Annotated in this window: 8 protein-coding genes; 6 read left to right on the forward strand and 2 right to left on the reverse strand. The window is 68.3% G+C overall.

Annotation, left to right across the window (positions count from 1 at the left end; all coding sequences use genetic code 11):
• Positions 1 to 64: 64 nt before the first annotated feature.
• Positions 65 to 592: a Dps family protein gene (locus E4V01_RS10715; RefSeq protein WP_003607126.1), complete on the forward strand. Its 528-nt coding sequence runs from the start codon at positions 65 to 67 to the stop codon at positions 590 to 592.
• Between the two features lie 109 nt (positions 593 to 701).
• Here the strand turns inward: E4V01_RS10715 and E4V01_RS10720 are convergent, their stop codons facing one another.
• Positions 702 to 3404 carry a bifunctional acetate--CoA ligase family protein/GNAT family N-acetyltransferase gene (locus tag E4V01_RS10720; protein WP_135298324.1) on the reverse strand — a complete coding sequence of 901 codons (2703 nt, stop codon included), beginning with the start codon at positions 3402 to 3404 and terminating at the stop codon, positions 702 to 704.
• Between the two features lie 339 nt (positions 3405 to 3743).
• Here E4V01_RS10720 and E4V01_RS10725 point away from each other — a divergent pair, with 339 nt between their 5' ends.
• The 3 genes from E4V01_RS10725 (at position 3744) to E4V01_RS10735 (ending at position 6584) form a co-directional block, all read left to right on the forward strand.
• Complete coding sequence (locus tag E4V01_RS10725; protein ID WP_135298325.1) at positions 3744 to 4394, forward strand: class II aldolase/adducin family protein; 651 nt, start codon at positions 3744 to 3746, stop codon at positions 4392 to 4394.
• A gap of 590 nt (positions 4395 to 4984) precedes the next feature.
• Positions 4985 to 5500 (forward strand): MucR family transcriptional regulator, encoded by a 516-nt coding sequence (locus E4V01_RS10730; protein ID WP_060771993.1) that lies wholly within the window; start codon positions 4985 to 4987, stop codon positions 5498 to 5500.
• Between the two features lie 301 nt (positions 5501 to 5801).
• Positions 5802 to 6584 carry a restriction endonuclease gene (locus tag E4V01_RS10735; RefSeq protein WP_135298326.1) on the forward strand — a complete coding sequence of 261 codons (783 nt, stop codon included), beginning with the start codon at positions 5802 to 5804 and terminating at the stop codon, positions 6582 to 6584.
• A 2-nt stretch (positions 6585 to 6586) separates the two neighbouring features.
• Here the strand turns inward: E4V01_RS10735 and E4V01_RS10740 are convergent, their stop codons facing one another.
• Complete coding sequence (locus E4V01_RS10740; RefSeq protein WP_135298327.1) at positions 6587 to 7888, reverse strand: PepSY domain-containing protein; 1302 nt, start codon at positions 7886 to 7888, stop codon at positions 6587 to 6589.
• Between the two features lie 439 nt (positions 7889 to 8327).
• Between E4V01_RS10740 and E4V01_RS10745 the strand changes: the two genes are divergently transcribed.
• Positions 8328 to 10511, forward strand: a complete 2184-nt coding sequence (locus E4V01_RS10745; protein WP_135298328.1) for a transglycosylase domain-containing protein — start codon at positions 8328 to 8330, stop codon at positions 10509 to 10511.
• Positions 10512 to 10907: 396 nt separating this feature from the next.
• Entirely contained in the window at positions 10908 to 11975 is a 1068-nt protein-coding gene (locus E4V01_RS10750; protein WP_043767055.1) for an adenylate/guanylate cyclase domain-containing protein, read from the forward strand.
• The last annotated feature ends 2 nt before the right edge of the window (positions 11976 to 11977 follow it).

Below are 11977 nucleotides of genomic sequence, written 5' to 3' on the forward strand. Positions count from 1 at the left end.
ATCGAGTACCGGCGCGGTTATCGCCCATCAGAATTCGATTGCAGAGTGTTAAGGATATCTCCTCATGGCCAAAGCCAAGCTGCGCGTCCCCAGTGATCGGCTCAACACCCCGACCGATCTCGACCCGAACGACGTCAAGAAGATCTCCGAAGGCTTGACCGTTCTCCTGTCGGATCTCTTCGCGCTCTACATCAAGACCAAGAATTTCCATTGGCATGTCAGTGGGCCGAATTTCCGCGACTATCACCTGCTGCTCGATGAGCAGTCCGAGCAGATCTTCGCGATCATCGACGCCGTGGGCGAGCGCGCCCGCAAGATCGGTGGCACGACCCTTCGCTCCCTCGGACAGGCCGAGCAGCTCAAGCGCGTTCCCGACAACAACGCGGACTATGTGAGCCCGCTGGAGATGCTGAAGGAACTGCGCGACGACAACAAGGCGCTGACCGCCAACATGCGCGAGCTGCACAGCGTCACCGACGAAGCCAACGACGTCTCGACCACGAGCCTCTTGGAAGAGTGGATCGATCAGTCCGAGGAGCGCACGTGGTTCCTCTACGAGTCGACCCGCGAGGCCACCGACAGCGGCCACTGAGCCCTCTCCCGATGCCGAGGGACCGCCGATCCGGAAGGGTCGGCGGTTTTTCTTTGGCTGCGGAGCATCGCGTGAAAAGGCCCGTCGCGATCGGGGCCGTACGCGATGATCATCCCCCGACGCTCAGCGTCGCCTTCACGAGACTCGGATCGTCCGGAACCGGTTTCTCCACGAAGCCGAGGTGACGGCAGACCGCTCGCATCGGCCGGTTCTCGGCCAGCACGCTGCCCTCGACCACGGCGATGCCCTCGGCCCTGGCCCAGTCGATCATCAGGCGCATGAGGGTGGCGCCGAGGCCCGTCCCCTTGATGTCGGAACGCACTAGGATCGCGAACTCGCCCGTGTCGTGGTTGGCGTTGGCGTGCAGGCGGACGGCGCCGAGCATGCGCCGATCCTCCTCCGCCGCCTCGTCGAGGGCGACGAAGGCGATGGCGCGGGAGTAGTCGAGCTGGGTCAGCCGGGCGAGGAAGGCGTGGCTGAAGTCCCGCACCGGGGCGAAGAAGCGCAGGCGGACGTCTTCCGGGTCCACCTGCGCGAAGAAGGCGCGGAACATGCCCTCGTCGTCCGGCCGGACCGGCCGGACATGCACGCGCCGCTCTCCGACCTTGAGCCGCCGCTCCCAATCGGACGGATAGGGCCGGATCGCGAAGCGCGGGTGCCAGTTGCCGCGGCGGCGCTCCGGCGGGCTCGGCTCCGGTGCGATGCGGACGCGTGCGTCGAGGGCGACCACGCCGTCGGCGTCGGCCAGCAGAGGGTTGATGTCGAGTTCGCGCACCGCCGGCAGGTCGGCGGCGAGTTGCGCGAGTTTCACCAGCAACAGGGCGATGGCCGGCAGGTCCGCCGCCGGCACGTCGCGATAGGCTTCGAGACGGCGGGCCACGCGCGTGCGGCCGATCAACTCACTCGCCAGGGCAAGATCGAGCGGTGGCAGCGCCAGGGCCCGGTCGTCGATGACCTCGACCGCCGTGCCGCCGCGCCCGAACACGACCACGGGCCCGAAGACCGGATCTTCGGCGAGGCCTGCGATCAGCTCGCGCGCCTGCGGCCGGCGCAGCATCGGCTGCAAGGCAAAGCCCGCCACCCGCGCGTCGGGGCGGAGTTCTCGGACGCGTGCGATCATGGCGTGGGCCGCCTCACGCACGTCGGCTTCCGAGGTGAGGCCGAGGCGTACCCCGCCGACCTCGGATTTGTGCACCACGTCCGGCGAGACGAGCTTGAGCACTACGGTGCCGCCGCCCGCGATCAGCGGCCACGCCGCAGCCGCGGCCCCGTCGGGATCGGGCGCCAGCGTGACGGGCACCGAGACGATCCGGTAGGCGGTCAACAGCTCGGTCACCGCGTAGGGGTCGAGCCAGGTGCGCCCTTCGGCCAGCGCCTCGTCCACGATGCGGCGTGCGGCGGCGATGTCCGGCGTGAACTCGCGCGGCAGGGCGTCCGGCGTGCGCATCAGGTCGTTCTGCGCCTCGCGGTAGCGCACGAGGTGCAGGAAGCCCTCCACCGCGTCGGCATCGGTGGCAAAGAGCGGGATCTTGGCGTCGGCGTAGATCGTGCGGATCGCTTCGTCCTCGCCGATCGAGACCGCGAAGACCGGCTTGCGGCGCCCCGCCGAGCGCGCCTTGGCCACGGCACCGGCCACGGTCTCGGCGACCTCACGGCTGCCCGCCCGCGCCGTCGGCACATGGATCGCGACGATCGCGTCGCTGTCGCGCCCGGCAAGCAGCGGTTCCAGGGCGCCGACGTAATCGCCCGGCACCGCGTCGATGCCCAGATCGAGCGGGTTGGCTTGCCGGCCCTGCCGCACGGGAGCCAGGGAGTCCTGCGTTGCCGGTGCAGGCTCCGCCAGCGTGCCGCCGAGATCGGCCAGGTGGTCGGCCGCGAGCGCGCCGATGCCGCGCCCGTTGGAGACGATCATCAGCCGGTTGCCGGGGAAGGGCCGCTGGCGCCCCAGGGTCTCGACGGCGGAGAACATGGCATCGAGCCCGTCCACAGCGAGCAGGCCTGCCCGGCGGAAGGCGGCCTCGTAGACGGCGCCGGGCCGGGCGAGCGCGCCCGTATGCGTCTCCGGCCGGCGACCGGGCGCATCGTGGCGCCCGGTGCGCAGCACCACGACCGGCTTGGCGCGGGCCGCCGCCCGGGCTGCGGTGAGGAATTTCCGCGCATCCGCGACGTGGTGCAGGGACAGAATGATCGCGCGGGTGTGGAAATCCTCGGCGAAATGGTCGAGGCAATCGGCGATGTCGATGTCGGCGGAGCGGCCGAGCGTCATCACCGCGGAGAAGCCGACCCCGTGCCGCCAGCCCCATTCGGCGATGGCCGAGGCGACGGTGCCGGATTGCGAGATGAGGGCGAGATCGCCGGGCTTCGGCGGGCGGGCGAGCAGGCTCGCGTTGAGGCCGCGCGCCGGCACGCTCAACCCGATGCTGTCGGGCCCGATTAGCCGCAATCCGTGCCGCCGTGCCGCCGCCTGGGCGGCGCCGGCCGGGGCCGCCTCGCCGACGCCGAGATGGGCGGACAGGATCACCGCCGCGGCGGCACCGATCTGCCCCGCCTCCTCGACGATGCCCGGCACCGCCGCCGGGGGGGTGGCGATCATCACGAGGTCGGGGGCTTGGGGGATGTCGGCGAGGCGCGGGCTGCACGCCAACCCATCGACGCTGGTCTCGCGCGGATGGACCGGGACGATATCGCCGGTGAATCCGCCCGCGCGCAGGCCATCGATGATCGCCCGGCCGACGGAGCCGGGGCGATCACCCGCTCCGACCACGGCGATGCGGCGCGGGGCGAGCAGAGCCTCGAATCGATAGGTGCTCATGGGCCGCCTATATCATCTCAAGGCCCGAGGCCGAGCGTCAAACCGCCGACTGACGGAGCAGATCGACCGCAATCGGCGGAATGGGCCGCACCTGAAGCGCGTGCCGCGAGTACACCTCTCTCCAATACTCGTGCTCGGCGAGCGTTCCTGCCGCCTCAGGCGGCAGGCGTCGCGTGCCGGCAATACCCGTCCGGCTCGACCTGCCCCGGTTTCACCTGGCCGCTCCTGCGGATAGGATCGTGCACCGATCCCGGCGATTGCCGGTCCGAGCGCGCACCACAAGGCCCGTTCCTTGCGCGCTCCGCATCGCAGATCGATCTGCCGTCAGAGGAGTTGTCCGTGCCGACTTTCGCAACCCGTCAAGCGATGGTCGAGGCGATGCGTCGGATGCTCGATCTCGGCCTCAGTCAGGGGACCTCGGGTAACCTCTCCGTCCGAACCGGAAGCGGCTTCCTCGTGACGCCCTCCGGGATTCCGGCGGAGCAACTCAGCCCCGATGACCTCGTCCCCATGGAGTTCGACGGGAGTTGGGACCATCCGCTGGCCCCCTCCTCCGAGTGGCGATTCCATCGGGACATCCTGGCGGCCCGGCCCGAGATCGGCGCCGTCGTCCACGCCCACCCACCCTACGCGACCGGGTTCGCGATCTGCGGCCGAGAGATCCCGGCGGTGCATTACATGATCGCGATGGCCGGCGGTCCGACCATCCGTTGCGCCCCCTACGCGCCCTACGGCACGCAGGGCCTCTCGGATTTCGCCCTCAATGCCCTCGAAGGCCGCAGCGCCTGCCTGCTCGCCAATCACGGCATGATCGCGACCGGGCCGAACCTCTCGAAGGCGATGTGGCTCGCCGTCGAGGTCGAGGCTCTGTGCCGCCAATATGCGATCGCCTTGCAGGTCGGCGCACCGGTGGTGCTGTCCGATGCCGAGGTCGCCGAGACGGTCGAGCGATTCAAGTCCTATGGTCCCCGCGAGAAATCCAAGCATTGAGTCCGTGCGTCCAGCGATTTTGATTTGCGCCGATACGAAATGATTTGGATTTCTTGTCGCTGATATGGGCTCTGAATAAAATTCATATCTCACAATGGGCATTTTGATTTGGCATTCTTTTTGATTGAAGTACTTATATTTTAGGAAAAATATCGAATAATGCGGTAACGGCGACAAATACGATTATCGGGCAATTTCCCTATAATCTTATTGGATCGATTTTAGATGGTGATGGTTTGAGGGTTTTTGATCTCGGCATTTCGCAATATCAGACGGGTCCGCGGCGACGTTCGCACACGGCTCTATCCAATCGATCTGCGTAATCATCCCGTATTGCATTTCGCAATTATACCGGATGTCGGGGAATTTTGTGGAGTTCCTAATACGACTTTTATCGCAATAGCCCTGTCAAACGGACGAAATTTCAAGTGATTTTTGGAGGACACTCAAAATCCATCTTGCAGCCGGTCCCATCAAAGGTTAAGTCCTGCGTCATTCAGCGCAGTCGCACCGTGCTCCGCAATGCTGGCGTCTCCGTTGCGGCGCCTATTGCAGTTCGCCGTTTGCAAATATCGGAAGGGATATTGAGGATGTCGCTTGAGGATAGCTCCGCTGGCGATCACGTGGCCTTGGTTGTCGATATCGTGTCGGCCTATGTCGGGAATAACTCCCTGGCGGTCGGGGAATTGCCCGGGTTGATCACGTCGGTTCACGGTGCGCTGGCACAATTGTCGAATAAGCCAAGTGAGCCTGAAGAGGTGGCCCCGACGCCGGCCGTGTCGATCCGGCGTTCGATCCAGCAGGATTTCCTCATTTGCCTCGAAGACGGCAAAAAATTCAAATCGCTCAAGCGGCATCTGCGGACGCGCTACAATCTCTCGCCCGACGAGTACCGTGCGCGCTGGAACCTGCCGGACGACTATCCGATGGTCGCACCGAGCTACGCCGCGACCCGGTCTGCCCTTGCTCGGACCATGGGCCTCGGCCAGCAGCGCCGGAAGTGGCCCTCCAAGACGGCGACGGAGACCGCCGCCGAACCGGCCCCTGAGACCGCCGCCTCGGCGCCGCGTCGCCGTGGCCGGGCTCGTTCCGGGGAGGCGGTCTGAGCGCATCGCGCCGACCGACGGTGTCGAAGGCCGGATCGTCATCGATCGCCCGGCCTCCGAGCGGCGGGTTTGCGCCGGTGCCGTTTAGCGTGCCTCACGAAACTCCCGATCTCCGACTGTTCTCGCTTTGGCGGGGACGGCGCAGCGGGAGTCTTGTGAGAAACACTTATCCACACGCGATGCAGTGGCGCCTCTTCCCCGAGTGCGGGATGAGGCCTCGGCGTTAGAAGTCGGGCAACCGCTCGGCGGGAACAGTCCCTGCGAAGTCCGGGCGTCGTCCCGGTCTTTCGCGGGAGACATGATGTCCGGCCGGTCGACCATCGCCACGCGCCTGTTCTGGGCCGTCGTCCTCGGGGGCGCCGCCGCCATTCGTTATGGAGCACCGGCTCTCGCCGCCACGGGCGCGGTCTGCCTCGCGATCCTCCTCCATCGCCTCGACCGGCCGCGCCGCTTCCGCGCACGCGTGCGTCGCATCGCCCGGCGCCACGCCGCGACGCTCGCCCTGCGACGTCGGCAGGAGCGCTTCCTCGACGCCTACGGCAATACGATCGAGGACGGCTGGCTGCGCGAGCGCGAATATTTCGTCGAGCGCACCGTCCTGCCGCTCGTCGAGCAGCGCGGCTTTTCCGATTACGCCGAGTCGCGCTTCGATGAGATGGTGGAGATCGTCGAGCGGGTGGCCTGCACGCACGAACGGCCCGACGAAATGGAGACACCGGAAGACGGGGTCGCCTATGAACGATACTGCGCCGAACTTCTGGGCGAGGCGGGCTGGGATGCCCGGCCTACGGGGGCGAGCGGCGACCAGGGATGCGACGTGATCGCCGAGAAGGCGGGCCTGCGCCTGATCGTGCAGTGCAAGCGCTACGGCCGCCCGGTCGGCAATGCGGCGGTGCAGGAGGTGGCGGCTGCCACCTTGCATTGGTCGGGCGACATGGCGGCCGTGGTCTCGAATGCCGGATTCACGCCTGCCGCCCGCAAGCTCGCCGGCACCACCGGCGTCCTGCTCCTCCATCACGACGACCTCGCGACCCTGGCTCCGACCCGCCGGGCCGGCCGCCGTGCGCTGGCGGCCGGGCGCTGAGCCTACTCCGCCGGTACGGGCCGACTGACGGTCCGGGCGGGCAGCGCGACGGCCTTGCGTCGAACCGACAGCCGCGCCGCGCGCTTGCGCCACCAGATCACCACGCCGGTGACCGACAGCATCGCGACGACGAGCCCCATGAAGGAGATCAGGATGCGGCCGGGCAGGCCGAGGATGCGGCCCGAATGCACCGGGAACTGCGCCTGCACGAAAATATCGGCGGCGGTGCCGACCCAGGGTTGGCGGTCGCCGATCACCCGGCCGTCCCCACCGTCGAAATAGATCGCCGCCGGGCCGACGCCCGCGGCGCCGTGGTCGTCGCCGGGCTCGAAGAAGCGGGCGGTGTAGAAGCCCTGCATCGGCGCGTAGGCGAGCGCGCCGACCGGCTCCTTCCAGCCGCGGCGTTGCCCCTCCGCCTGCGCCGCCTCGAGGATTTGGGCATAATCCACCCCCGGCTCGATCGGCTTGAGCGGTGAGACGAAGGGGCGGGTGTTCGACGGTTCGGGCGTCACCTGCGAGACGCTCGACATCAGCGGCAGGAACACCTCGCGGTAGAGGTTGAGCGAGAACGCCGTGAAAGCGAGCACGAACAGCAGCGCGAAGGTCCAGAGGCTGAAGGCGCGGTGCAGATCGAAGGTCACGCGGTAGGGGCTGCCCGCGATCTTCACCTTCCAGGCGGGCTTCCAGCGGGACCACCAGCCCCGTCCGAGCTGCCGCTCGACCGCCGCCGGGCGCTCCGGGTTGGCGGGTTTGCGCACCGGCAGCGTCAGATAGAAGCCGACGAAAGAATCGAGCATCCAGACGACGGCGACGATCCCGAGCAGCCAGATGCCCCAGCGCTCCTCGCCCCACATCTCCGGCAGGTGCAGGGAGTAGTGCAGCTTGTACAGGAACGAGATCAGCGTCTCGCGGGTGATCGGCCAGACCTGACCCCATTCCCGCCGTCCGAGTTCGGCCCCGGTGACAGGGTCGAGGAAGACCTGATTGTATCCGAGCTTGTGCAGGCTGCCGGTCGCCGCATCGACCCGCGGCATCACGAACAGGGATAGCGACTCGCCCGCTTCAGACGCGAGCGGGAGATAGGAGACGCGGGCGCGTGGATCCCGGGCCTCGAACTGCCGCGCAAGGTCGAGGGCGGGGATCGCCGCACCGCGGCTCTCGACCGTATGGAGATGCGGGTTCAGCCAATCGTCGAGTTCGTGGTCCCAGGAGATCACCGCGCCGGTGAGCCCCGCCACGAGCAGGAAGGCGGCGATCGTCAGACCGGCCCAGCGGTGGAGAAGGACGAAAACGGAGCGCGCCATCAACCCTCGAGCCTCTTTCCGCGACGGAGCCACCGACGGCGGAGCAGGAAAGGCGATCCGGCCCTCGGACGAACAAGTCCCGGTCCGGTCAGTCCCTAGTGCGGGCCCTCATGCCTGCGCGCCGAGGGCAGAACCGTCGATAACGGTTGCCACGTCGATGCGCCACCCCTTGGGCACCTCTTGAATCGCGCGCGAAACGATCACGCGTGAAGATCCGGTGAAGGCCGGCCGGGCGTGCTCCGGCGGGCTTAACAACCCTTAAACCCGCCGCATTTACTGTCTCTGACGCAAGGGGACGACCCGCCGTGCCGCAGGGCGAGCCGGTGCGTCCGAGGGGATCGATCCGGCGGAATACCGACGCGCGGATCCCGAACAGGGGAGCACGGTCGCGGGAGGCGAGATCCTTTCGGGGATCGGCAGCCCCGGACGCATGGAACGCATGGCGCAGTCTCGCGGACGCAAACCTCGCAGCGAACCGACCTTCGACATTCCGGAGGGGAGCGAGCCGGGCCGCCTCGACGTGCGCCTGTCGCGCAACGACCGGTCGGCGGGTGGGCCGCGGGCTTCGGCCGGCCGCCCCGCTTCGGCGCCGAAGGCGCGTGCGCGCAAGGCCTCCGGCGGCGGCAGCGGCCGGCGCCCGCCGCGGCGGCGCTCCTGGCTCGGCCGTCTGGTCTATGCCGGCGTCGTCCTCGGCATCTGGGTGGCGATCGGGCTGGCCGGCCTCATCGCCTACCACGCCTCGCAATTGCCGCCGATCGATCAGCTCGCGGTTCCCAAGCGCCCGCCCAACATCGCGATTCTGGCCAGCGACGGCAGCCTGCTCGCCAACCGCGGCGAGACCGGCGGCCGCGTCGTCTCGATCAAGGAGTTGCCGCCCTACCTGCCGCGCGCCTTCGTCGCGATCGAGGACCGGCGGTTCTATGACCATTTCGGCATCGATCCCGTGGGCATCGCCCGCGCGATCACCCAGAACCTGACCCGCCGCGGCGTGGCGCAGGGCGGCTCGACGCTGACCCAGCAGCTCGCCAAGAACCTGTTCCTCACCCCGGAGCGGTCGGCTTCGCGAAAGATCCAGGAGGCGATCCTGGCGCTGTGGCTGGAGCACAAATACTCGAAGGACGAGATCCTCGAACTCTATCTCAACCGGGTCTATTTCGGTGCCGGCGCCTACGGCGTCGAGGCCGCGGCTCAGCGCTATTTCGGCAAGCCCGCCAAGAACGTGACGCTGGCGGAGGCTGCCATGCTCGGCGGCCTGGTGCAGGCGCCCTCGCGCCTCGCGCCGAACCGCAACCTGAAGGCGGCGCAGGCCCGCGCCGCCCAGGTGCTCGCGGCGATGGAGGAACTGGGCTTTGCCAAGAGCGCCGACGCGAAGGTCGCGCTGGCCCAGCCGGCCCGGCCGGCCTCGACCCGTGGCGGCGGCTCGCCGAATTACGTCGCCGACCTCGTGATGGACGTGCTCGACGACTTCCTGCCGAAGTTCGACGACGACATCGTCGTCGCCACCACCGTCGATGCGAGCATGCAGACGGCGGGCGAGAAGGCGCTCACCGACGAACTCAACGCCAAGGGCGGCCGCTACAACGTCGCCCAGGGTGCCCTCGTCTCGATGCGGCCGGACGGGGCGATCCGTGCCCTCGTCGGCGGGCGCGACTACGCCCAGAGCCAGTTCAACCGCGCCACCACCGCCAAGCGCCAGCCGGGCTCGGCCTTCAAGCCCTTCGTGTACCTCGCGGCGGTCGAGCGCGGCCTGACCCCCGACACGATGCGCGAGGACGCGCCCGTGCGGATCGGCAACTGGGCGCCGGAGAACTACTCGCACAACTATCGCGGCCCGGTTTCCTTGCGCGAGGCGCTGGCGCTCTCGCTCAACACGGTGGCGGTGAAACTCGGCCAGGAGGTCGGCCCGAAGGCGGTGGTGCAGACCGCCCAGCGGCTCGGCATCTCGTCCTCGCTCCAGGCCAACGGCTCGATCGCGCTCGGCACCTCGGAGGTGACGCCGCTCGAACTGGTGGGCGCCTACTGCGCCTTCGCCAATGGCGGCACCGGTGTGATTCCCTACGTCATCGCCAGCATCAAGAGCGCCACCGGCAAGGTCCTCTACAAGCGCGGCGAGGGCGGGCTCGGCCGCGTCATCGATCCCAACGCCGTCGGCATGATGAACGCCATGATGCACGACGTCTTCACCATGGGCACGGCCAAGAAGGCGGACATCGCGGGTTGGGAACTGGCCGGAAAGACCGGCACCAGCCAGGAGTTCCGCGATGCGTGGTTCGTCGGCTACTCGGCCACCCTGGTGACCGGGGTCTGGCTCGGCAACGACGACGGCGAGCCGACCAAGCGCGCCTCGGGCGGCAGCCTGCCGGTGGAGATCTGGAAAGCCTACATGACGACGGCGCTCAAGGGCGAGAAGCCGGTGGGCCTGCCGGGCATGAACCGCTGGCGGGCGCCCCGGCCCGAGGCCGCTCCTGAGCGCGATTCCGGACCCGGCGGCCTGATCGGCGCGCTGCTCGGCGAGCCGGAGCAGACGGCTTCCGCCCTCCCCCCTCGCTCGGTTCCTCAAGGACGCGGTCCGAGCCGGGACGATCGCAACTTCCTCGAGAAGCTGTTCGGGGTCGGCGATTAGAGCGCATTCCGACGAAGTGGTCACCGGTTCGTCGAAAGAAGGCGCGTCAAAACAACAGGCCAGAGACTCCGACCTGATACAGTCAGGTCCGATACGGCTCTAGCCGCTGCCTGATCCACCCGACGGGATCGGTTAATCCCTCCCGTCGAGCGGCGGCTGGAAAAAAAATCCGGCGCGGTCTGAACCGGGCATGCGGCCGTGCGCCACATTCGCGCCACGTTGCAGGCATGACCCTCCGACAGTCTGGAGAGGATCGCGGGCTCTGCCCCCCTCCTGATTGCCGACGGAAGGAGCCTCCGTGTCGACCCGCCAGCCCGACCGTTGCCCGCATGGCCCCGTGGCCTCTGCGAACGGGCCGGACGCATCCTTCTCCGCCGGCCGCCGGAGCCCGATCTGATGCTGCCGCACCATCGCTGGTTCTGGCTTCTCATCCTGCTCGCCGCGGGCGGCGCGGGTTTGCTCTACAACGTCATCTTCGCCGGCGGTGCGAGCCCGGCGGCCGGCTTTACCTACGGCCTGTGTGTCGGCGTCTCGGCGCTGGCCTTCGACCGTGGCGTGCTGCTGGCCGGCGTCCAGTCGCGCATCCGGCGTCTGCCCGCCGGGCTCTACGTCGTCGCGGCGGAACTCTCCTACGTGGCGATGATCGTCGTTGGCAACGCGCTCGGCGGCTTCGTCGTCTGGCTGCTCGGCCTGACCGGCGACAGCCTGGAGGAGGCGGTGCGCACCACGCCGCGGGTGCTGGCCTACGCGCTCGCCGTCTCGGCCCTGCTCGTCTTCGTGATCCGCATGCGCGACCTGATCGGCGGCGAAGTCTTCATCAACTTCCTCGTCGGGCGTTACCATCGCCCGGTGGAGGAGGAGCGCATCTTCCTGTTCCTCGACGTGGTCGGATCGACCGCCTTCGCCGAGACCCACGGCGACCTGCGGGCGCAGGAATATCTCAGTGCCGTCTTCGCGACCCTCGCCGAGCCGGTGCGCCGGTTCTACGGCTCGACCGACGACTATATCGGCGATCTGGCCATGATCACTTGGCCGATGGAGCGCGGCCTGAAGGATGCGCGCTGCGTCGAGTGCCTGTTCGCGGTGCGCGAGCGCATCGAGGCGGAAGCGGAGGGCTGGGAAGCCCGCTTCGGCACCGTGCCGCGCCTGCGGGCGGGCCTGCATGGCGGCCCGGTGGTGACGGCCGAAGTCGGGGTGGACCGGCACAAGATCGCTTATTTCGGGGACGCGGTGAATGTGGTCGCCCGCGTCGAGGCGCTGTGCCGCCCGCTCGGCGTCGATACCTTGATCTCCGAGGATCTGCTGAAGCGGCTGCCGCGGCTACCCGAGGGCGTCGTGGTGAGACCGCTCGGCACCCACGCCCTGCGCGGGCGCGGTCAGCCCCTCGCCGTCGCCACCCTCGAACGCAACGGGACCGCCGCGCTTGCCGAGGAAACGGCGCCGCGGATCGCCGCCGCGCCGTAGGG

The sequence above is a fragment of the Methylorubrum sp. Q1 genome (genome assembly GCF_004683995.1).
Lineage (GTDB): Bacteria > Pseudomonadota > Alphaproteobacteria > Rhizobiales > Beijerinckiaceae > Methylobacterium.

Coding starts and splice junctions, on each gene's coding strand:
- E4V01_RS10715 (WP_003607126.1), top strand. CDS start 65: ATGGCCAAAGCCAAGCTGCGCGTCCCCAGTGATCGGCTCAACACCCCG.
- E4V01_RS10720 (WP_135298324.1), bottom strand. CDS start 3,404: ATGAGCACCTATCGATTCGAGGCTCTGCTCGCCCCGCGCCGCATCGCC.
- E4V01_RS10730 (WP_060771993.1), top strand. CDS start 4,985: ATGTCGCTTGAGGATAGCTCCGCTGGCGATCACGTGGCCTTGGTTGTC.
- E4V01_RS10735 (WP_135298326.1), top strand. CDS start 5,802: ATGTCCGGCCGGTCGACCATCGCCACGCGCCTGTTCTGGGCCGTCGTC.
- E4V01_RS10740 (WP_135298327.1), bottom strand. CDS start 7,888: ATGGCGCGCTCCGTTTTCGTCCTTCTCCACCGCTGGGCCGGTCTGACG.
- E4V01_RS10745 (WP_135298328.1), top strand. CDS start 8,328: ATGGCGCAGTCTCGCGGACGCAAACCTCGCAGCGAACCGACCTTCGAC.
- E4V01_RS10750 (WP_043767055.1), top strand. CDS start 10,908: ATGCTGCCGCACCATCGCTGGTTCTGGCTTCTCATCCTGCTCGCCGCG.